A 19,479-nucleotide genomic window follows, 5' to 3' on the forward strand; every position below is an offset into this window, starting at 1 on the left:
GGATTGGTTCAGGGAGAAGGGTATCCCACAATGTGATTTGCTCGTTACGAAGTTTTAACATAATCGCTCACCTCAAAAAGGATTTTCGAGGAGCACTGTTGAATTTCTTTAAGAAGAAAGGAATTCAGTCCCTCTTTTTGGATGTATTGCCTCGACAACACTACTTCCATTTAGAGAGCTGAATTCCTTTTGTTTTTGACTTACCCCAGGAATTTTTCAGGGGAAACTAGCTATCGCTGAGCCGAGTGGGGTCCCTTTCTTCGCCGGGCGGGGCCCCGAACACTTTTCTAGCGGCTGTATGGGATGTCCAAATTTATAAATTCTTATACACCAAGCAAGTCCCTGATCCTAATCAGGGACTTTTTCCAATAGCGCCTTTTCTTCCAGTGGAATGCGAACCCGCCACAAGAGCCACAGATTTGCCAGGGAAAAGACAACTGCCGTTCGGTAGGCGGAAAAGGTAAGCGGCAGTGTAAGAAGCTCAAGGACCACAACCAGGTAGTTCGGATGGCGAATGTAGCGGTATGGCCCGCGAGCAACGAGGGGAACTCCGGGCAGGACGTAGATGCGGGTGTTCCAGTGGCGACCTAGACTGCGAATGCACCAGTACCTGACGAACTGTGCGGCCAGGAACAGGGAAAACGGCAACCACCACCAATCAGGCAGTTCCTGCCGGGTGCCGGTTACCTCGCTTGTCAGACTGATGAAGAACAGTACATGCAAACTGACGATGTACTTGTAATGCTTCGCCCCCACTTCATAGCCGCCGAGCGAACGGATATACACGGCGTTGCGTCTTGCAATCACAAGCTCCCACAGCCGCTGCAGCACGACCACTCCCAGCACCGTATAAAAAAAGAAAGTCACGACTCATTCACCTCGCTTCCAGCAAAACAAGCTCGGAGCTGAATCCAGGGCCGAGTGCGGCAAGCAGCCCCTTCTCGCCGGCTGCCCACCCTTGATCCACGCTTTTTTCCAGCACAAACAAAACGGTCGGAGAGGACATGTTTCCGTACTCCTGCAGAACCTCTGCAGCCAGTTTCGTATCGTCCCGGCTGATCTCCAGCGAGTTCTGATAGGCTGTGAGCACTTTCGTCCCGCCGGGATGGAGTACATAATGGGAAAGCCGGTCTCTGGCGCTTTGGTGAAAATGGAGGAAACGATCCACGTTTTCTCTCATTTGCTGCTTGATGATGGTGGGAATGTCACGGGAGAAGATGACTTTCAAACCGTAATCAGTCAGTTCCCAGCCCATCACATCCAGGGAGTCTTTCCATGTAGTGGTTTGAGCAGCGCAAAAATGGAGGAGCGGGTGCGTCCCCCTCTTTTCTGTCCGGTCACCGCCCACCAGAACAGCTGCGGCACCATCCGCGAAGAGGCAGGTAGCGACCAGGTTGCTTTTGGACAAGTCTTGCTTCATGAAGGTAAGCCCGCACAATTCCACAGAGACAAGCAATACCCGTTTCTCAGGATAGGCGAGGGCGTATTCAAACGCACGGGAAAGCCCCATTGCCCCTCCGGCGCAGCCCAGTCCCCAGAGCGGGATGCGGGTGATGTCTTCGCGCAGTCCCAGTCGATTCACCAGTCTGGCATCAATGCTTGGGGTGGAGAAACCTGTACTGGAGACAAACAGCAGGCAGTCGATCTCAGCGGGAGTAATCTCAGCCTTGCCCAGGCAACGTTCAATCGCTTGCGCACCTAATGTGACAGCGTGCTCCACATAATGACGGTTTTTTTCCGCAAAGCTGTGTTCCTCCTGAAACCAGTCAAGCGGCATGCAAAAATGACGTTTTCGTATGCTGCTGTGGGCAAACACTTCCAGCAATCGGTCAATATCCGAAAACGCATTTTTAAAAAGCAGGCGCGATACAGCCATGGACGCGTCTTGCGATACCTCGTGAGGAGGAACAGCGGTACCGACAGCAAGAATGTGCGGCATGGTGGCTCCCCTTCCTATGGGGTTTGAAAGTAGTTCCATTTTTCCCTGATATTTCGTTCAAAATGCTGGCAATCTATGGGAGTAGTTGTCTTCAGCTGGCAAAACGTCTTTCACGTGGCGCACAGTTCATTCCATCAGAAGCTTTCGATATAATAAAGGGAAACGACTGAAAAGTGAGGAATCCTTCATGAGCGAATCCAAACCCCCCATCGTGCCAGAACTGGATGATCTGCTTGCCAAATTTACAGAACTGCTGACCGGGGAGGTAACGCCGGAGCGGATGGAGATGGTAAAGGCATGGGCTCTCTACAGCCACATGCAAAAGGTAATGCCGCCGCTCGTCCATCACTGGGGCAGCGAACCACAGTATCAGGAGGCAAAGGCGAACCTTTTGGGCATCATCAATCAAATCAAGCAGTGGAACCAGGAGAAAAGTGCAAAGCAAAAGGAGGAAGGAGGAACCCACTGAGGTTCCTCCTTTTCTTGGTGTATAAGAATAGAAAAGGGTTCGGGGCCCCGCCCGGCGAAGAAAGGGACCCCACTCGGCTCAGCGATAGCTAATGCCGGGTGGGTTTTCTTAAATATCACACCACAACGGCGGAGTCCGTTGAGGCAGAAGCTGCTTTCTGGGAACGGCTCATGGCCATTTTCACAAGACGGTATTGGAACGTGCCGGCGAAGAGCAGCACGAGTCCGATGAGGGTGAACCAGTAGGAGCCGCCAATGTGCGTAAAGGCCAATGCACCAAGGGAAGGGCCGACTGTACCGGTGATACCCCAGTTGGCGCCGAAGATCGAGAAGTAACGACCGCGATATTCAGGAGGCGCCAGTACGGAGACGGCTTTTTGGATCTGCGGACCGTACAGCATTTCCCCGATGGTGAAGATGGTTTCCGCCACGATCAGCAGCAGGAAACTGGGAGCCCAGCCGTAACCAATCCCAACACAGGAAAGGAACAGGTAAGCCGTCAAAATCACCCTGTGTGCGGGGAATCGCTCCGCGTATTTGGCAATCAGCATTTGACAGCAGACGACGAGGATGCCGTTGATCGTGATCAGTGTCGCGAAAACCGTCAGGAAGTCGTCAAACCGGGTCTTCAGGTGCTGCGGAAGGATTATTTCAACCTGCGAGTACAAAAGGGAGACAGGAACGGCGGCCAGCGTCATCCAGAGCAGAGGCTTGTGTTCGCCAAGCCGCAGCTTCGGTTCCGCCTGCTGCTCAGCGGTTCCCTTCCCTGCAGAGCGTTGCCTCCGTTCCTTTGGCAGCGTCTCCGGCACTTTCCAGACGATCAGCAAACAGTAGATCAGCAAGGCCGCGGAACAAATACCGAACACGATACCAGGATTGATTTTGTACAGGGTGACACCGATCAGCGGCCCCGCTGCGGCACCCAGATTGAGGGCGGTGTGCAAGAGCGCAAACACCTCGCTTCGCCGCTCTTCCGGGACGACGTCTGTCACCTGGGCGCTGGCTGCGGGCCAGAACAGGGAGGCGCCAATTCCGTTCAGAATGGTCAATAAGGCGAACGAGTAAAGGGATTCAGCCCAAATATAGCCTGCCATTGAGACCGATTCGATCGCCAGGGCGAGCACCATCATCGGCTTTCTTCCGTATCGATCTGCCAACCCGCCGGAATAGATACTGGCAATCATCCCGGTCAGCGGCTGCAGGCTGGTGACCATCGCGGCGACGAGCAGGTTGCCGTCCATTTTGTCGTACAGGTAGAATGCGAGGAATGGCCGTAGCATGAAACCGGCAAACGTGGTTAGGATCGTGCCGATCACCCGAATCCAGATCGCGGTATCATAGCGATCAATGATGTTTCGTAACCAAACCATGCGGTTCATTCCTCTTTTCTCGATAAAGTATTTTTTGTAAGTATACAGAAGCAAAATGGGAAAATAAAGAGGGTTCGAATAGATTGTAATTTTCTGTAAATTAATTATGCGCCAGATTTTTTTTCAAGAAAAAAAACCTTACCGTCATTCAGTGTCAGCGGTGCTCGCCGGACTGATGACGGTTGTCCAGGGCTACATCGGATACCGTTTGGGACGGCACTACGACAGGCTTCGGGAAATGGCGTACCTGGACTCATTGACAGGCGTACTGGTGAATCGGCGCTTTACGGAAAGGCTGTATCAGGAAGTAGAGCGAGCTCGGCGGCATCAATATCCGGTGACGCTTCTCTTCATTCATCTGGACAACTTTAAACAATAGAACGACATGCACGGACATACAGCCGGAGACAAGATTCTTAGCCGTTTCGCCGATCTGCTGAAGGGGAGTGTCAGGGAACAGGATACGGTCGGACGCTGGGGCGGAGAGGAATTTGTCGTGCTTATGCCGCACACGGACACGGGGCAGGGCATTGTCGTAGGCGAACGCATCCGCCGCAATATCCGTCAGGGGCTGACGGGAATTACCGCGAGCATCGGCCTGGCCACATTTCCCTCTCATGCCAGTACGGCTGCGGAGCTTACAGACAAGGCGGATACCTTGATGTACGAAGCAAAAAAAGGGAAAGCCCGCATATTGGCAGCGGAGAGATAAAAGGAATGAAATTGGCAACAATAACACTCGAACCTTGGAGGGGAGCGGGTGTGTTTTTTATTTTTGTTCCTTTACAAAAACTTAACAATATCTTAATGAAAAAAACACATCTTTATCCTTGTTTTTAAATTTACCTTCATGAAATTGTTCGGTATAATCGGTGAGGCGTTATCATTCTAAAGGAGTGACAAGGTACCCTATGTTGAAATCAAAAAAACACATCTTCTTTGACCTGTTTGAACAGCAAATCGCGATTGTTCACAAAGGCACTCATCTGTTCTATGAGATGATTGGAAACTATCAGGACGTCGAGTCGAAAGTGAAAGCAATCAAGGCTGTGGAAAAAGAAGGGGACGAAATCGTTCGCCAGATCATGAACGAACTCAACTCTACGTTCATCACTCCTCTGGAGCGGGAAGACATCCATCAACTGGCCCATACGATGGACTCCATGATTGATTATATAGACGGGGTTGCGGACCGCATGTATCTGTACCAAGTGCGCCAGCCGGATCCGCGCGTTCTGGCACAGGCGAACATTTTGGTCAAGTGCTCCGCCAAGCTGATCGAGCTGATCCGTACGCTGCGCAAGCTGGATCACAAGGTTGTATCCAGCATCGCTCGGGAGATCAAGGATCTGGAGCACGAATCGGATGCGAACTACCGCAAAATGGTGTCCGATCTGCTGAATGCCCCGGACGCCAACCCGATCGAAGCCATCAAGCTGAAGGAGATCTACGACAAGTTGGAAGACTGTGCGGACTTTGCCGAAGACGTTTCCAACCTGGTAGAAGGGATTGTGCTTAAGAATGCTTAACCTTACGCCAGACGTCATTATTTTGATCCTTGTCGTGATCATGGCGCTAAGTTTTGACTTCATCAACGGATTTCACGACACCGCCAACGCGATCGCGACATCAGTCTCTACCCGGGCTCTCAGCCCGCGGACAGCCATTATTCTGGCGTCCTTGTTCAACTTGATCGGCGCGCTCACCTACACCGGGGTAGCGAAGACGATCGGGGGGAAAATTGCCGATCCGTTCAAACTGGAAAACGGTCTGGTGATTGTACTCGCGGCACTTACCTCCGCTATTCTCTGGAATTTGATTACCTGGTGGTTCGGAATCCCCAGTTCTTCGTCCCATGCACTGATTGGCGGCGTAGCCGGTGCAGTCGTCGGAGCAGCTGGTCTCGGCAGCATCAATATGGAAGGTTTCGTCAGCATTGTTCAAGCCTTGATCGTATCGCCGATTATCGCATTTGTCGTCGGTTTTATCATCATTAAAATTATTTCCTTCCTGGTCGCCAACATGGCCTACCACCGAACCAACCGGAGCTTCCGCTGGCTGCAGGTGCTGGCAGCATCTTGGCAGTCGTTCAGCCACGGTGCCAACGATGCGCAGAAAACCATGGGGATTATCGCTTTTGCTCTTGCTTCTGGCGGCTTTCTGGCTTCCGAGAACGGCGATCTTCCCATTCCGCTCTGGGTGAAGCTTTCGGCAGCCCTTGCCATGGCTCTCGGTACATCTTTCGGCGGATGGCGCATCATCAAGACGATGGGCGGCAAGATCATGAAGATCAAGCCAATCAGCGGTTTTTCCGCAGACCTTTCGTCCGCTTTGATCATCACGATCTTCACCCACTTTAAATTGCCGGTCAGTACCACACACGTCATTACCTCTTCCATTCTCGGGGTAGGGGCTTCCCAGAAGTTCTCCGCCGTCAAGTGGGGTGTGGCCGGTCGCATTATCGTCACCTGGATCGTCACCCTGCCGGCTACGGCGCTGCTGGCAGCGGCAAGCTATGTCGTATACGACGTTTTCCTGTAACAGCGAGAAGGTATATCCCGATCATCGGGGTGTACCTTTTTTTGTAGAAACAGCCACTAGGAAAATGTTCGGGGCCCCGCCCGGCGAAGAAAGGGACCCTACTCGGCTCAGCGATAGCTTTCGCCGAGTGGGTTGAGGATAGCTCATGCCGGGTGGGTTTTCTTCAGCTGCCGGTCAACCGCTGCCAAAAAGATGGCTTTGGTTGTATCTGCATCATCCGGATGGAGGATATGGGGATGTAGGCAACCATGCCGTCCTCCTGCTCCAACAGTACACCTGATTGGGAATACGTCTGCAATTTGCCTTCCTCCCAAGCTGCGGTTTTCGTCGTTACCATGGCAGGTGCATAGTGGACGAGCACATTGCGACCCAAATATTCATCCAGGATATCGTCTTCCATCATGGCGTCGCTCACTTCCTTCTCTCTCATTTGTGTCTCTATTAGTATGGGCCGTTTTGCGACGATTCAGACATAAGAAAACCCAGCCGACTACGCTGGTGTCGGCTGGTGCCCCGAACCCTTTCCTTGTGGCTGTATTCGATGTCCCAATGTTATAAATTCTTATTTACCAAGCAAAAACCACCGCACTTGAAGTGGGTGGTTTTTTCATGATTTTGCCTTATTCCATGGATTTGTGCGGCCTGTTCACTTGTTTGCTGCGGATGGCGAAAATCACCATCAGCACGATTCCCAGGACGATCAGGGACAAGCTGACCAGCTGGGCGACACGCAGGGTGTTTCCGATCAACAGGCTGTCCGTGCGCATGCCTTCAATGTAAAAGCGCCCGATGGAATAGAGGATCATGTAGCTGAAAAGCACCTGTCCGTCAAATCGCTTCCATCGATACAGCATCAGCATCAACACGCCGAACACCAGTAGGTTCCACAGCGATTCGTACAAAAATGTCGGGTGGTAGTACTGTCCCCCAATCAGCATTTGATCCCGGATAAAAGCAGGGAAGCGGGACATAAACTCGGCCGAGACCGGACCGCCGTGCGCTTCCTGATTAATGAAGTTGCCCCAACGGCCGATCGCCTGTCCAAGGATGACGCTTGGCATCAAGAGATCGCCGAGCTGAAGGAAGGGCAAGCGGTGTTTCCGTATATACCAGGTGCCTGCCAGGACCCCGCCGATCAATCCGCCGTGAATTGCCAGCCCGCCTTTCCAGACAGCAAACATGTCCATCAGGTTGTCCCGGTAATGCTCCCATTCGAAGATGACGTAATAAGCGCGGGCGCAAATAATGGCTGCCGGGATGATCAGAACCACCATGTTCAATACGTGGTCGGGGTCATAGCCTGCCCGCTTGGCATTATAGCGGGCCAGATACGTCCCCAGAAAGAAAGCAAGCCCCATAATCACACCATACCAGTGTACCTTGATGGGGCCAAGCGATAGTGCAATCGGATCAATCACGTTGTTTTCCTCCCTGTTCTTGCCTTTCTCCATCTTCGCCCAGTATAGCACATCAAGGACAAGCTGTTCCAATCAGTGTCCAAGGGAAAAGATTATTTTCGATTGAGAAACTGGAGGATGGTGTCCAGGGACACCTGCTGTTTCGGATTCTGCAAGGGCTGAAACAAATCACCGATTTCACACAGCCGTGCAGGAACCGTGTGGATCGTAAACTGAGTGGGATGAATGTGCGGTACCTCATCCCACTTGAGCGGAGTGGAGACGGTCGCTTCCGGTCTGGCCCGGGCGCTGTACGCGGCAGCAAGCGTCTTTCCTCTCCAGTGCTGCAAATAATCAATGTACAACTTGGTTCCTCTGTTCTTCACCAGCCGCTCGATGGTCAGAAGGTTCGGGTATTTCTCCACCAGATAAGTAGCGATAAACTGGCTCACCTGTCTTGTCTCTGCAAAGCTGTATCGACGCTCGATGGGGATGTATACCTGCAGTCCGCTGGCTCCCGACGTTTTCACATAAGCGGGCAGCTGAAGCTGGTCCAACACTTCCTTGAGGTGGAGGGCCGCCTCTCGAACCGGTTCAAACGAAGGGGTGGACGGATCCAGGTCAAATACCAGATCCGTCGGTGTTTCGTCATGCCCGAGATGAAAGGACACGTGCAGCTCCAGCGCAGCCTGATTGGCCATCCAGATGAGGGTGGGCAGATCGTTGCACAACGGATAGAGCGTGCCTTCCCAGTGCTTGGTGGCGATCCATCCCGGCGCATAGTCAGGGAGGTTTTTCTGATAAAAGTGCTTTTCATGGATGCCATGCGGGTAGCGAATGACGGTCAGCAAGCGATCTTTCATGTAGGGGAGCAGGTAGGCACTCACCTCGATGAGATAGTGGATATAGTGGAGTTTGGTAACGCCCGCTTCGGGCCACAGGGGTTTTTGCGGATTGCTGATAATCAATTCCTTGTCATCCACTCGCAGGGCGTACTCTGATGCAGCGATCGACAAATGGAAGCACACCTTTCATCGTTTCATCAAGATTTTCTCCATCACCGGTTGCTGTTCGATCTTTCCTAATGAACGCAGGGTGTATTACCTTTACGGCCTTGTCTCTCGGCTTTTTTTATGAGCATCCACTTTTTTATGGAAATCCAATAGATCTGAAACAGTCACAAACTGAAAGCCTTTTTTCTGCAACTCTGGCAGGATTTCGCGAAGTGCTTCAACCGTCTGTTCACGTTTCCCGCCGTAATCATGAAAGAGAACGATGTCCCCATTCCGTACGTTTGTTATCACTTTATTGACGATTTTTATTACACCTGGATTGCTCCAGTCGCGAGTATCCTGATGCCACGACCACATGACAACTCATAAGCCCTTGTTTTTGGCCACTTTGACAATCGAATCATTGTAATGCCCCCCCGGTGGGCGAAATAGCTGAGGATATATACCGGCTGAAGCAAAGATTAGTTCCTGCGTTTTTGTAACCTCTTCGCCCAGCTCTTTGGATGAGATTCTTTTAATATCAGGGTGGGTATAGGTGTGATTTGCTATTTCATGCCCATCCTTTACAAGTTGGAGAACCACGTCCGGACATTGGTATACCCTCGAACCTACTACGAAAAAAGTCGCTTTCGCCTGGTATTGTTTGCCACTCCTTATGGAGAAGTTCACTCTACATTTCCGGTAACGGTACAATCTGCTATGGACCTATCCACAATCGCCTGAATGCTGGGATGCCTCATGGTAAATCCGCGTGTCCATTCCAGAAATTGTACTTTCACAACCAGTTCAGGCTTAATCCAAATCGCATCCTTGCTGCGCTCAGGTTCATTGATAAAGGGTTTGGATTTTATGATCAGCGGCTCTATCTTTCGCGTAAGGTCACGCCAATCCTGATTACTTAACTTTCCGGCTCCTGAATGCCCGATATAAATCAACTCTCCGCGGTCGTTGTACAAACCAAGCAGCAGTGCGTTTACAATCCCGTTTCGAAGGGTTACTCCTCCGATAACAGCAAAGAGATCACGAAAGATTTTCTTTTTCTGCCATCGTTTATCTTTCCCGCTGATTACATAGGTGCTGGTAAGGTCCTTGCAGACGATTCCTTCCATTTGGTGTTGTTTCATTACCTCGAATAACCCGTCCGCATCCTCGAAATTTTGTACGAACTGAACATTTGGTTGAGGTTCAATGATTTGTTCAAGGATCGTTTGTCTTTCAGCCAATGTTTTATCGGTTACAGAATGACCGTTTACAAAAAGCACATCAAAGATCATGTAAGTCACAGGTGTCTGTTTCATCGCGAGGCTGATGCTGTGCTGCTTTCGTACACTGTCTCTTTTCATCACTTCATGAAAGGATGGCCGGTTGCTGTCAAAAGCAATAATCTCCCCGTCAAGAATAACGGAAGAAGCTGAACAGTAGGCTTTTACCTCCCATAATTCGGGGTACTGCAACGTTCGATCATGTAATCTCCTGTTCATCAATCGTACTTCATGCCCATCATAGTACGTTAACATTCTTACCCCGTCCCACTTGACTTGTGCAATCCATTTGTCCCCTTTTGGCAATAAATCAGCACGGATTGGCTCAAACGGAATGATCGGTGTAAAGTCCATACGACCTCCAAAATTCGAGAGCATTTACGGATAGGGTTTCCCAATACATGATTTTTTGTTTGGTCTGAGTAGAAAAAATGATTTAGGGGAAAATGGAACCAGAAATCCAAAAAGGGGGAAAAGTTGTGTTCATATATGGAAAAGAAATACCGTTGGGGGATGTCGTTTCGTCGGAGACCGCTTCAGAAACAACGAAGGATGTCATCGGCTCCAAAACAACAGAATTTATGTTTACTTACGGAAAAGATATCCCTCTAGAAGATATCTCCGAATGAAAAAGTAATCAGAAACGCAAGACGGAAAGGATGAAATGGATATGTCGAAAATGTTATATATTACCGCAAACCCCAAATCTGATGAGCAGTCTTACAGTTTATCGGTGGGAAGAGCGTTTCTGGAAGCGTACCGCACTGAAAAACCAAACGATGAAATAATCGAACTTGACCTTTACAAAATGGACATCCCCTATATTGATACGGATGTGTTTAGCGGGTGGGGAAAACTCCAGCAAGGCAAGGCGTTTGAAGAATTGTCAGCGGAAGAAAAATCAAAAGTGGCCAAGATCAATGAGTTGACTGAGCAATTCATTTCCGCAGATAAGTATGTGTTTGTTACCCCCATGTGGAACTTTAGCATCCCGCCGAAAATGAAAGCGTATATCGATACCATTTGTATCGCGGGAAAAACCTTCAAGTACACCGAAAATGGCCCTGTTGGTCTGTTAACGGATAAAAAGGCCGTTCATATCCAGGCGCGCGGGGGTATCTATTCTGAGGGGCCGGCCAAGGAAGTTGAGTTTGGAGACAGATATATGCGAGCCATCTTCCAATTTATTGGAATCACTGACGTTCAATCCATTATCGTCGAAGGAATGGCTCAAATGCCAAATGAAGCAGAAAGCATCAAGCAAAAAGCAATTTTGAAAGCGCAGGAAGCAGCCAAAAAATTTGCCCGAGATGTCGTGCAGGTATAAAAGGCGGTGAGGGAGAACCTCATCGCCTTGCTTTTTCCGCGGGAGACAATGCCGGTAACGCGCTTGTCAACTTTGCCGTCGGTCAACTTATTTTCCCCGTCCCTATAGTGATGACGCGGTCTAAAACTGTTTCTGTAGACCCACACGCAAGTCGTCTGGTACGATGAAGGTCGCTTGACGTGAAAGGGTTGAGGTGATGTCGTTGTGGATCTGTACGCCAATTTGAAAAAGGGAGAGAAAGGCGCTTGGGTGAGCATCATCGCCTATGTTTTCTGCTCTTTGCTCAAAGTGGGTATCGCGCTCTGGGCCGGGTCTGAAGCGCTGTTGGCCGACGGGCTCAACAACATGACGGATGTGGTCGCTTCGGCAGCGGTTCTGATCGGCTTACGGATTTCCCGCAAGCCGCCCGACCAGGACCACCCGTACGGTCACTTTCGCGCCGAGACGATTGCTGCGCTGATCGCTTCGTTCATCATGCTGGCTGTCGGCGTTCAGGTTATCTTGCAGGCTGTTCCGAATGCCTTTGCCCGAAATACAGAGCCGCCCGACTGGTTGGCAGCATGGACGGCGCTGTTTTCCTCCATCGTCATGCTGGGGGTGTACCGCTACAACTACCGGCTCGCCAAACAAGTTCGGAGCCAGGCGCTGATGGCGGCAGCTCAGGACAACCGCTCTGATGCGTTGGTCAGCATGGGAACGTTTGCTGGAATTACCGGGGCCCAGCTGCAATATCACTGGCTGGATCCATTGGCCGCCGTAGTCGTGGGTGTTATCATATGTAGGACCGCCTGGGGGATCTTTCGGGAAGCAACGCATCGCCTGACGGATGGATTTGACCAGGAAAAGCTGGAAGTGCTGCGCAGTACGATTGCCGACATACCTGGAGTGGAGGACATCAAGGAAATAAAAGCAAGATATCACGGCAGCAGTGTCCTGGTTGACGTCGTCATTCACGTCGACTCTAGCCTGAACGTGTTGGAGAGTCACATGATTACGGAACAAATCGAGAGCAGGATGGTTGCTGAGCACAACGTCAATTCCGTACACATTCACATTGAACCGGACGAGCGTTTGGTTCAATCCAACTAGAAAAAACCGGAGGCCCCCTCCGGTTTTTCACGTTCTTCAGGCTTCCGCCTTTTTTCGTCTCAGCTTTTTGGTAGTCGTTGTCGCTCCCGCGGGGGACGTTTTTTCCTCTGCTGCCTTTTCCTTTGCTGCTGCCGGTTTCGGAGTCGGCTCCGGTTCCAGTTTGACTGGTGCGGCGGTGCCCCCGGCAGCGGTTGCGGCCAGGCTTTCTTTGAGCGCCTGCATCAGATCGATCACATTTGCCTTCGGGGCTGCCGGAGCTGTGGTCACTTCCTGACCCTCCAGCTTTTTCTCGATCAACTCCTGAAGCTGACCGCGATAGTGATCTTTGTACTTCGCAGGTTCAAATGCGGTCGTCATGTTGGCGATCAGCTCTGCTGCCATCTTCAACTCGTTTTCCGCCAGGGTGATGTCCTGTTCCGGAAGCGCCGGTACTTGCGCTACGGGCCGCACTTCATCCGGATAGAAAATCGTCTCCAGTACGATGCAATGCTCGTACAGCCGGACGACTGCCAGGCTTTGCCGGTTTCGCAGCGTTACCTGGGCGACGGCGATTTTCCCCGTTTGCTCCATGGCAGAGCGCAGCAGGGCGTACGCCTTTTCACCTGTTTCCTGGGGAGAGAGGTAGTAGCTTTTATCGAAGTAGATCGGGTCGATTTCGGATAGGTCAACAAAGTCCAGGATTTCAATGGCTTTGCGCGTCTCCGGAGTGATCGCTTCCAGATCTTCGTCCCGAATGATGACGAAATTGCCTTTTTCGTATTCAAACCCGCGAATGATTTCGCTTGTTTCAATCTCCCGTTCGCAGTGAGGGCACATTTTGGCGTATTTGATCGGGGTGTTGCACTCCTTGTGCAGTTGGCGAAAACGTATGTCACGCTCTTCAGTCGCCGTGTACATCCGTACCGGAATATTGACGAGACCGAAGCTGATGGAGCCTTTCCAGACTGTATGCATCGTGATTCCTCCTGAACCGCCTTCAACTTGCTCTTAGTATCCGCCCGCTTCTTTCGGAAGTCAGCAAGCAAGTTTTGGCGAGAAAAAAGACCAGCTCTGGGGCTGGTCCTTTTTGCTGAACTGGGTGGGGAAATCACTGTCCGTGCTTGATGATGTCCGACTGGTCGGCCTCCGACTGCATTTCACGAGCCCGATCCTTTCCGATGCCGCTACGATCTGCCAGGGACTGGGCGGCTGCTGCTTCCTGCTTCATTTTTGACGGCATTTTCTCTGACATGGCTGTGCCTCCTCTGTGGCGATTCTATTCGATAGTCTCCCGCGGCGGAACAAAAAAATACCTCACTGCACAAGTCAGTGAGGTAGCGGTTCAAGCAACCCCCGCGCAGGGGACCAATGGCACGGTTGCTCCTATCAGACAAACCGGCCTTAAGCCAAACCGCACTTCAATTATGGGAGAGGAGAAACCGGAGGAAGAGCTTATGGGGAAACGTAAGTCTTCTCCGCGGTTGTCAGCGACACCGTTGCGTCGCTATTCATATTTGTTGCCAAAAGTTTCAGGGCTTATACATGAGGACCGTAATTTTTCCCGGATTGGAAATTTTACGTTCCAATCCGGTTGTGTTAGTATGAAATCATTCTCAAATCCATTTCGATACATACTAACGACAGTACAGGTGAGTGTATCATGCGAGTCATTTCGGGAGCACACAGAGGACGGCGACTGACTGCGGTGCCCGGCAAAGGGACGAGGCCCACGACCGACAAAGTAAAAGAGTCCATCTTTAACATGATCGGCCCTTATTTTTCAGGCGGTTTGGCCCTGGACTTGTACGCCGGAACCGGAGGACTGGGCATCGAGGCCCTTAGCCGCGGTGCAGACCGGGCCGTTTTTGTGGAGTTGGACGCCAAGGCCTTTTCCGTAGTGAAACAAAACGTATCGGCTTGCAGGCTCGAGGACCGGGCCGAACTGTACCGGACGGACGCAGCCCGCGCGCTGAAAGCACTGTCCAAGCGCGGCCTCTCTTTTGATTTGGTCTTTCTCGATCCGCCTTATGCCAAGCAGCGAATTGTGGAAGAGATTGCGGAAATGCAGGAGCTGCATCTGCTTGCGCCGGGAGCGTGGATTGTGGCCGAGCACGATGCCGGGATTACCTTGCCCGAGCAAATCGGGGAGTGCAGCATGGACCGGTCTGTTACTTATGGGGAGACAGCCGTTACCATTTATTTGTACGAAGCGAATGCCAAGGAGGAAGAATCATGATGAGAATTGCCGTCTGTCCCGGCAGTTTTGATCCGGTTACGTATGGACATCTGGACATTATTCACCGCGGGGCGAAAATTTTTGACAAGGTAATCGTCGCTGTGCTGATCAACTCGAAAAAAGAATCGCTGTTTACGGTGGAGGAGCGGGTGGAGCTGCTGCGGCAGGCCACGGCTGACTTGCCGAACGTAGAGGTGGATTCGTTTAACGGCCTGTTGATTGACTACATGCGCAAGCGTCAGGCCAAGGTGCTGATTCGCGGCTTGCGCGCCGTTTCGGATTTTGAGTACGAGATGCAGGTGGCCTCCATCAACAAGAAGCTTGATGACGATGTGGAGACGTTTTTCATGATGACGAGCAACCAGTATTCCTATCTGAGCTCCAGCATCGTAAAGGAAGTAGCCAGATTTAAGGCAAGTGTAAGCGATCTCGTGCCTCCGGTCGTCGAGCAGGCTCTGCGGACCAAATTTTAGGGTTGGTTAGCGAAGGCGAGTCGGTTTCCAACTCAGCTTCACCAGCAGACTTGCTGCAGCAAGAACGGTGAGAATCGCACCGGCTGCCAGGCTGGATTGGCTGAACGTGTCCCACCAGGTGTGAACAGCGATTCCAGCTTCGTTCGGAAGAAAGACAGGAATGCTTGTTCCAAAAAACCAGGCGTTTTCCGTCAGCGGTTTCCAGCAGATAAAGGTTAAGAAAGCCGCAAGCACGGCATGCAGCAGACGAGCGAGCAGATAGGGCGCCACGCGAATGTCGGTCTGGCTTAAAATGCTGGCTACCTGGGCGTGCACGCTGAGACCGGCCCAGGAGACGATGGCGCTGGCCACGGCTGCCGTCCACACCATTGATACGGAGTCGGGTACTTCACTGGTCGCCTGGGCACCCAGCGTCACCTCGAACAATCCGGCAATAATGGCCTTGGAAAAAGCGGGCGGAAAGCCGAACGGTCCCAGGAAGACGGACAGGAGGGCGCTGAGGAGGTCGGTCAGGCGGATCGCCTCAAATAACTGGATGACGACAGAAAATACAATGATAAAGCCGCCGATCATCAACAGCGTATGGAGTGCGGATTGTACCGCCTCCCCCATCAACCGTCCGAACGGGCGGCCGTCGCGAAGCCGCGCTCGATGCATCGCCTGCAGGGCCCGAAGCGGGAGCGGCAAATGGTTTCGGTCCAGAGGTCTGCTGGTTGGTTCGAACGGCGCGTGAAACCGATACAGGAGTCCCAGGATGACAGCAGAGACGTAGTGCGTAAACGCGAGGACAAATCCCAGCTGTTCGTTGTGAAAAAAACCGATCGCTACCGCTCCGATGACGAACAAGGGGTCGCCGGTGGTGGTGAAGGAGACCAGACGCTCACCCTCGGCACGGGTAAGGCTGCCTTGTTCCCTCAACCGCGTGGTCAGTTTGGCGGCAACCGGATAGCCGGACGAAAATCCCATGGTCAGCACGAAACCGCCTGTACCCGGCACGTTGAACAGCGGCCGCATTAACGGTTCCAGAAGCACTCCGACGAAATGGACGACGCCGACTCCCATCAAAATTTCGGAGAGGACGATAAACGGCAGCGTGGCGGGAAACACTACTTCCCACCAGATTTTCAAACCGCGAACGGCTGCCTCGAAAGACGTCTGCGGATGAGCCACAAGCATGGTGACCAAAGCGATCGCTGACAGGGCAAGGACGAGGGTGAGAAAAGGAGAGTGGCGTGACATGGATTCCTCCTGCGCAGTAGCAAATTAGTACATGTCTACGTGCCTTCAACGGAAACTATGCGCCTCTCCATGAGTACAAGCGAAAAAAATCGCACTTCCCCACATAAGCTTGGGTTAGGGGGGATTTTTGGCGTGGGAGAAAAGCGAAAACCCAAAATAGGGCTGGCACTCGGTTCGGGCGGCGCTCGCGGATTTGCCCACATCGGTGTGTTGAAAGTCCTCGAAGCACACGGCATCGAGGTTGACATGTTGGCCGGCAGCAGCATGGGGAGCCTGATTGCGGCCGTCTACGCAAACGGCATCGAACCGCACATGATGGAAAAGCTGGCGCTTAATCTGAAGCGGAAACACTGGCTGGACGTAACCGTACCCGGTCTCGGCTTTGTGTCCGGTGAAAAAATCAAGCAGCTCATCCGTTTGCTTACTCACGGAAAACGGATTGAGGAATTGAACAAGCGCTTGGCGATCGTGGCCACCGATATTGAGACCGGTGAGCGGGTGGTGTTTCACGATGGGCCAATAGACCAGGCGGTGCGCGCCAGCATTTCCATCCCGGGCATTTTTGTGCCGGAAAAAGTGGGCGACCGCCTGTTGGTCGACGGCGGCGTGATCGATCGCGTACCGATCACGGTTGCTCGCGAGATCGGGGCGGATATCGTCATTGCCGTGGATGTAGCCCAATTTGATATCCGAACGAAGGTACACACGATCTTTGACGTGATTGCCCAAACCATTGACGTGATGGAACGGGAAATCCTGCGCCATCGCATGTTGTCCGCTGATTTAGTAATCCGCCCCAATGTTGGACACTATAGCAGTATCGCATACACCGGGGTGGAGGAGATTATCGCCGAAGGGGAACGGACGTGTTTGGAGCATATCGAGCGAATTCAGGAACTGATTGCACAATGGGAGGCAAAACAATGAGTGAGGAGAGGCTTTCCGCAAACGGCCGAGGCACAAACCGTAGGGGAGGGCTCCGCTGGCTGCTGGTGTTGCCCTTGCTCACGATGGGTCTCTTGTTTTACGTCCCTACGGAGTATTACGTACAACGCCCTGGTTCCGCCATTGAGCTCGAGCCGATGATTGAGGTGGAAGGCGGGAAAAAGGATGAGGCGGGTACCTTCATGCTAACTACCGTGCGCATGGGCGAAGCCAATTTGGGCTGGTACCTTTATGCCAAAATGTTCCCCGACGCAGAACTTGTGGAAAAGGAACTCATTCTGAATCAGGGTGAAAGTGATGAAGATTTTGTCAAACGCGAGCGGGCAGTGATGGACAATTCGCAAAAAATTGCCGAAGCAGTGGCATTTCGGCTTGCCGGATACGACGTCAAAATCGAAAAGCAGGGTGTCTGGGTAATGGGAACCCTTGATGGAATGCCTGCCAAAGACGTGCTGAAGGTGGGAGACGTGATCACGGCTGTAGACGGAAAGAAAACGGAAGAGGCCAAAGATTTGCTGGCGTACCTGTCGACCAAAAAGGTGGGTGACACCGTTGAGGTTACCTTCACACGCGACAATCAGGAACACAAGCAGAAACTAAAGCTGGCGCAGCTCCCCACATCCAGGGGGCCAGGGCTCGGCATTCGCCCTGACGACAAACAGCAGATTACCGTCCCTAAAAAAGTGACGATTTCTTCGCAGGGCATCGGAGGACCATCCGCTGGACTGATGATGACGTTGGAAATATACGACCAGTTGAATCAAACGATTGATCTGACACGCGGGTACCGCATAGCGGGAACCGGCACGATTTCCGCGGATGGCACTGTCGGGCGAATCGGCGGCATCAACCATAAAATCATGGCTGCGGATAAAGCGGGAGCGGAAATTTTTTTCGCTCCGAACGACTCGGAACAGGAAGTCTCCAACTACAAGGAGGCGTTGGCAACGGCGAAGCGGATCGGCACTTCCATGCGAATCGTTCCGGTCAAAACGGTGGACGAAGCCCTGGATTATCTACAGAAACTGAAGCCGAAGCAATCCTGAATCGAATAAGCTGTCAAGGAAAATTGGTTGACAAAGAGATGGGCAAAGGCTATAATCATCCTTGTTGTGCTTGAGGTGAAATGGTGTGAACATTAAACTCGTAGATTTGGACCATCGAAAAGGGGAACCCCTGGCGTTTCAGCTGACGCTTGATCCCGCGGAGGTAAAGAGCCGCCATCAGGAGATTCGCGGCCTTACACCGGTGAATGCGGACGGCGAAGCAGCCAAGCTGGGCAGCCTGTACTATGTAAAAGGTGAGATGAAGGCAGATGTCGATTTTGTTTGCTCCCGTTGCCTGAAGCCTTTTACCGATCACGCCGTGGTGCCTTTTGCCGAAACTTTTGCGACTGCCGAAGAAGAAGAGTTGCTGGATGAAGAGAGCGACATTCTTCCCTTGGAAGGCGACGAGATCGAGCTCGACCCGCTGCTGCAGGAAGATTTTCTCTTGGCGATGCCGACCTTTCCTCTCTGTGAGGAAGATTGCAAGGGACTTTGCCCGACTTGCGGGGTAAACCGCAACGAGCAAGCGTGCAGCTGCAAGAGCGAGCGAATTGACCCTCGTTTGGCCGGTCTGGCAGACTTTTTCAACAACAAAACGGAGTAAGCAAACCTTGTTTTCAAGATGGGGCCATACGTTCGCTTAAATCGGACGGCTTCATTTTTGAACGGATGGGCAACCATCCATATAGCAGCATGTAGCTTTGGCCAAAGGAGGTGTAGTGAACATGGCAGTACCTCAACGGAGAACTTCCAAAACCCGTAAAAGAATGCGTCGTACGCACTTCAAATTAGAGATCCCAGGCATGATCAAATGCGATAACTGCGGCGAACACAAGCTTGCGCACCGTGTATGCCCAAGCTGCGGACACTATAAAGGTGTAAAAGTGGCGAAGTAAGAAAAAGCAAGGTGAGAATTCACCTTGCTTTTTTAGTGTATAAGAATTTATAAATTTGGACATCCCATACAGCCGCTAGAAAAGTGTTCGGGGCCCCGCCCGGCGAAGCGTTAGCTAGTTACTCCTGAAAAAATCGTTTTTTGGCAGAAGCATCTCATTGTGGTGAATCTCAGGGGGCTACCGTGTAACTGTATCCGTTAATCGTTGCTTATTTGGCCATTTGGGCTGCTCTTCTGAGGTTATGAGCCCAGATTCCGAA

General features: G+C 51.9%; 24 protein-coding genes and 1 pseudogene. 13 read left to right on the forward strand and 12 right to left on the reverse strand.

Going from position 1 to position 19,479, the window contains the following annotated elements; genetic code table 11:
• Positions 1–348: 348 nt before the first annotated feature.
• Both ACE99V_RS18445 and ACE99V_RS18450 read right to left on the reverse strand, forming a co-directional pair.
• Positions 349–867, reverse strand: a complete 519-nt coding sequence (locus tag ACE99V_RS18445) for an isoprenylcysteine carboxyl methyltransferase family protein (protein ID WP_400492693.1) — start codon at positions 865–867, stop codon at positions 349–351.
• 7 nt (positions 868–874) lie between these two features.
• The gene (locus ACE99V_RS18450; RefSeq protein ID WP_400492694.1) at positions 875–1,939 is read right to left on the reverse strand and encodes a type III polyketide synthase; all 1,065 of its coding nucleotides are present in this window, start codon (positions 1,937–1,939) and stop codon (positions 875–877) included.
• A gap of 187 nt (positions 1,940–2,126) precedes the next feature.
• Between ACE99V_RS18450 and ACE99V_RS18455 the strand changes: the two genes are divergently transcribed.
• Positions 2,127–2,408 (forward strand): DUF2573 family protein, encoded by a 282-nt coding sequence (locus ACE99V_RS18455; RefSeq protein WP_400492695.1) that lies wholly within the window; start codon positions 2,127–2,129, stop codon positions 2,406–2,408.
• A gap of 115 nt (positions 2,409–2,523) precedes the next feature.
• Here the strand turns inward: ACE99V_RS18455 and ACE99V_RS18460 are convergent, their stop codons facing one another.
• Positions 2,524–3,777 (reverse strand): MDR family MFS transporter, encoded by a 1,254-nt coding sequence (locus ACE99V_RS18460; RefSeq protein WP_400492696.1) that lies wholly within the window; start codon positions 3,775–3,777, stop codon positions 2,524–2,526.
• 238 nt (positions 3,778–4,015) lie between these two features.
• Here ACE99V_RS18460 and ACE99V_RS18465 point away from each other — a divergent pair.
• The 3 genes and pseudogenes from ACE99V_RS18465 (at position 4,016) to ACE99V_RS18475 (ending at position 6,318) form a co-directional block, all read left to right on the forward strand.
• A pseudogene (locus ACE99V_RS18465) lies at positions 4,016–4,489 on the forward strand (GGDEF domain-containing protein).
• 199 nt (positions 4,490–4,688) lie between these two features.
• On the forward strand, positions 4,689–5,306 hold the full coding sequence (locus ACE99V_RS18470) for a DUF47 domain-containing protein (RefSeq protein WP_400492697.1): 618 nt from the start codon (positions 4,689–4,691) through the stop codon (positions 5,304–5,306).
• Complete coding sequence (locus ACE99V_RS18475; RefSeq protein WP_400492698.1) at positions 5,299–6,318, forward strand: inorganic phosphate transporter; 1,020 nt, start codon at positions 5,299–5,301, stop codon at positions 6,316–6,318. Before ACE99V_RS18470 ends, ACE99V_RS18475 begins: the two co-directional genes overlap by 8 nt.
• Before the next feature lie 163 nt (positions 6,319–6,481).
• Here the strand turns inward: ACE99V_RS18475 and ACE99V_RS18480 are convergent, their stop codons facing one another.
• The 6 genes from ACE99V_RS18480 to ACE99V_RS18505 form a co-directional block, all read right to left on the reverse strand.
• Positions 6,482–6,748, reverse strand: a complete 267-nt coding sequence (locus ACE99V_RS18480) for a hypothetical protein (RefSeq protein ID WP_400492699.1) — start codon at positions 6,746–6,748, stop codon at positions 6,482–6,484.
• Positions 6,749–6,938: 190 nt separating this feature from the next.
• The gene (gene lgt, locus ACE99V_RS18485) at positions 6,939–7,736 is read right to left on the reverse strand and encodes a prolipoprotein diacylglyceryl transferase (protein WP_400492700.1); all 798 of its coding nucleotides are present in this window, start codon (positions 7,734–7,736) and stop codon (positions 6,939–6,941) included.
• Between the two features lie 92 nt (positions 7,737–7,828).
• Entirely contained in the window at positions 7,829–8,731 is a 903-nt protein-coding gene (gene ligD, locus ACE99V_RS18490) for a non-homologous end-joining DNA ligase (protein ID WP_400492701.1), read from the reverse strand.
• A 90-nt stretch (positions 8,732–8,821) separates the two neighbouring features.
• Entirely contained in the window at positions 8,822–9,085 is a 264-nt protein-coding gene (locus tag ACE99V_RS18495) for a hypothetical protein (protein WP_400492702.1), read from the reverse strand.
• 6 nt (positions 9,086–9,091) lie between these two features.
• Positions 9,092–9,397 carry a polysaccharide deacetylase family protein gene (locus ACE99V_RS18500; RefSeq protein ID WP_400492703.1) on the reverse strand — a complete coding sequence of 102 codons (306 nt, stop codon included), beginning with the start codon at positions 9,395–9,397 and terminating at the stop codon, positions 9,092–9,094.
• Positions 9,394–10,344: an ATP-dependent DNA ligase gene (locus tag ACE99V_RS18505; protein WP_400492704.1), complete on the reverse strand. Its 951-nt coding sequence runs from the start codon at positions 10,342–10,344 to the stop codon at positions 9,394–9,396. Before ACE99V_RS18505 ends, ACE99V_RS18500 begins: the two co-directional genes overlap by 4 nt.
• A 92-nt stretch (positions 10,345–10,436) precedes the next feature.
• On the opposite strand from ACE99V_RS18505, the gene ACE99V_RS18510 reads away from it, so the two are divergent.
• The 3 genes from ACE99V_RS18510 to ACE99V_RS18520 all read left to right on the forward strand — a co-directional run bounded on the left by ACE99V_RS18510 (position 10,437) and on the right by ACE99V_RS18520 (position 12,406).
• The gene (locus ACE99V_RS18510; RefSeq protein ID WP_420998579.1) at positions 10,437–10,619 is read left to right on the forward strand and encodes a hypothetical protein; all 183 of its coding nucleotides are present in this window, start codon (positions 10,437–10,439) and stop codon (positions 10,617–10,619) included.
• A gap of 41 nt (positions 10,620–10,660) precedes the next feature.
• Positions 10,661–11,317: an FMN-dependent NADH-azoreductase gene (locus tag ACE99V_RS18515; protein ID WP_400492705.1), complete on the forward strand. Its 657-nt coding sequence runs from the start codon at positions 10,661–10,663 to the stop codon at positions 11,315–11,317.
• A 204-nt stretch (positions 11,318–11,521) separates the two neighbouring features.
• On the forward strand, positions 11,522–12,406 hold the full coding sequence (locus ACE99V_RS18520) for a cation diffusion facilitator family transporter (protein ID WP_400492706.1): 885 nt from the start codon (positions 11,522–11,524) through the stop codon (positions 12,404–12,406).
• Positions 12,407–12,442: 36 nt separating this feature from the next.
• On the opposite strand, the gene ku is transcribed toward ACE99V_RS18520, so the two are convergent.
• Both ku and ACE99V_RS18530 read right to left on the reverse strand, forming a co-directional pair.
• Positions 12,443–13,360 (reverse strand): non-homologous end joining protein Ku, encoded by a 918-nt coding sequence (gene ku, locus ACE99V_RS18525; protein ID WP_400492707.1) that lies wholly within the window; start codon positions 13,358–13,360, stop codon positions 12,443–12,445.
• Positions 13,361–13,493: 133 nt separating this feature from the next.
• On the reverse strand, positions 13,494–13,637 hold the full coding sequence (locus ACE99V_RS18530) for a hypothetical protein (protein ID WP_400492708.1): 144 nt from the start codon (positions 13,635–13,637) through the stop codon (positions 13,494–13,496).
• Positions 13,638–14,045: 408 nt separating this feature from the next.
• Here ACE99V_RS18530 and rsmD point away from each other — a divergent pair, with 408 nt between their 5' ends.
• Complete coding sequence (gene rsmD / locus ACE99V_RS18535; protein WP_400492709.1) at positions 14,046–14,621, forward strand: 16S rRNA (guanine(966)-N(2))-methyltransferase RsmD; 576 nt, start codon at positions 14,046–14,048, stop codon at positions 14,619–14,621.
• The gene (gene coaD, locus ACE99V_RS18540) at positions 14,621–15,094 is read left to right on the forward strand and encodes a pantetheine-phosphate adenylyltransferase (protein WP_400492715.1); all 474 of its coding nucleotides are present in this window, start codon (positions 14,621–14,623) and stop codon (positions 15,092–15,094) included. The genes rsmD and coaD overlap by 1 nt, the downstream gene beginning before the upstream one ends.
• Positions 15,095–15,100: 6 nt before the next feature.
• Here the strand turns inward: coaD and ylbJ are convergent, their stop codons facing one another.
• On the reverse strand, positions 15,101–16,333 hold the full coding sequence (gene ylbJ / locus ACE99V_RS18545) for a sporulation integral membrane protein YlbJ (RefSeq protein WP_400492710.1): 1,233 nt from the start codon (positions 16,331–16,333) through the stop codon (positions 15,101–15,103).
• A gap of 132 nt (positions 16,334–16,465) precedes the next feature.
• On the opposite strand from ylbJ, the gene ACE99V_RS18550 reads away from it, so the two are divergent.
• The 4 genes from ACE99V_RS18550 (at position 16,466) to rpmF (ending at position 19,220) form a co-directional block, all read left to right on the forward strand.
• Entirely contained in the window at positions 16,466–17,260 is a 795-nt protein-coding gene (locus tag ACE99V_RS18550) for a patatin-like phospholipase family protein (protein ID WP_400492711.1), read from the forward strand.
• Positions 17,257–18,324 carry a SepM family pheromone-processing serine protease gene (locus ACE99V_RS18555; protein ID WP_400492712.1) on the forward strand — a complete coding sequence of 356 codons (1,068 nt, stop codon included), beginning with the start codon at positions 17,257–17,259 and terminating at the stop codon, positions 18,322–18,324. The genes ACE99V_RS18550 and ACE99V_RS18555 overlap by 4 nt, the downstream gene beginning before the upstream one ends.
• Before the next feature lie 85 nt (positions 18,325–18,409).
• Positions 18,410–18,928, forward strand: coding sequence for a YceD family protein (locus ACE99V_RS18560; protein WP_400492713.1), 519 nt, complete (start codon positions 18,410–18,412; stop codon positions 18,926–18,928).
• 121 nt (positions 18,929–19,049) lie between these two features.
• The gene (gene rpmF / locus ACE99V_RS18565; RefSeq protein WP_400492714.1) at positions 19,050–19,220 is read left to right on the forward strand and encodes a 50S ribosomal protein L32; all 171 of its coding nucleotides are present in this window, start codon (positions 19,050–19,052) and stop codon (positions 19,218–19,220) included.
• Positions 19,221–19,479 lie beyond the last annotated feature (259 nt).

The sequence above is a fragment of the Brevibacillus soli genome, assembly GCF_044759095.2.
GTDB lineage: Bacteria > Bacillota > Bacilli > Brevibacillales > Brevibacillaceae > JBIYSM02.

Excerpts from the sequence above, each read along its gene's own strand:
- ACE99V_RS18510 (WP_420998579.1), top strand. The coding sequence starts at position 10,437 with ATGGAACCAGAAATCCAAAAAGGGGGAAAAGTTGTGTTCATATATGGA.
- ACE99V_RS18480 (WP_400492699.1), bottom strand. The coding sequence starts at position 6,748 with ATGAGAGAGAAGGAAGTGAGCGACGCCATGATGGAAGACGATATCCTG.
- ACE99V_RS18555 (WP_400492712.1), top strand. The coding sequence starts at position 17,257 with ATGAGTGAGGAGAGGCTTTCCGCAAACGGCCGAGGCACAAACCGTAGG.
- ACE99V_RS18455 (WP_400492695.1), top strand. The coding sequence starts at position 2,127 with ATGAGCGAATCCAAACCCCCCATCGTGCCAGAACTGGATGATCTGCTT.
- coaD (WP_400492715.1), top strand. The coding sequence starts at position 14,621 with ATGAGAATTGCCGTCTGTCCCGGCAGTTTTGATCCGGTTACGTATGGA.
- ACE99V_RS18460 (WP_400492696.1), bottom strand. The coding sequence starts at position 3,777 with ATGGTTTGGTTACGAAACATCATTGATCGCTATGATACCGCGATCTGG.
- rsmD (WP_400492709.1), top strand. The coding sequence starts at position 14,046 with ATGCGAGTCATTTCGGGAGCACACAGAGGACGGCGACTGACTGCGGTG.
- ACE99V_RS18495 (WP_400492702.1), bottom strand. The coding sequence starts at position 9,085 with ATGTGGTCGTGGCATCAGGATACTCGCGACTGGAGCAATCCAGGTGTA.
- ACE99V_RS18450 (WP_400492694.1), bottom strand. The coding sequence starts at position 1,939 with ATGCCGCACATTCTTGCTGTCGGTACCGCTGTTCCTCCTCACGAGGTA.
- rpmF (WP_400492714.1), top strand. The coding sequence starts at position 19,050 with ATGGCAGTACCTCAACGGAGAACTTCCAAAACCCGTAAAAGAATGCGT.
- ACE99V_RS18470 (WP_400492697.1), top strand. The coding sequence starts at position 4,689 with ATGTTGAAATCAAAAAAACACATCTTCTTTGACCTGTTTGAACAGCAA.
- ACE99V_RS18505 (WP_400492704.1), bottom strand. The coding sequence starts at position 10,344 with ATGGACTTTACACCGATCATTCCGTTTGAGCCAATCCGTGCTGATTTA.
- ACE99V_RS18475 (WP_400492698.1), top strand. The coding sequence starts at position 5,299 with ATGCTTAACCTTACGCCAGACGTCATTATTTTGATCCTTGTCGTGATC.
- ku (WP_400492707.1), bottom strand. The coding sequence starts at position 13,360 with ATGCATACAGTCTGGAAAGGCTCCATCAGCTTCGGTCTCGTCAATATT.
- ylbJ (WP_400492710.1), bottom strand. The coding sequence starts at position 16,333 with ATGTCACGCCACTCTCCTTTTCTCACCCTCGTCCTTGCCCTGTCAGCG.
- ACE99V_RS18515 (WP_400492705.1), top strand. The coding sequence starts at position 10,661 with ATGTCGAAAATGTTATATATTACCGCAAACCCCAAATCTGATGAGCAG.
- ACE99V_RS18530 (WP_400492708.1), bottom strand. The coding sequence starts at position 13,637 with ATGTCAGAGAAAATGCCGTCAAAAATGAAGCAGGAAGCAGCAGCCGCC.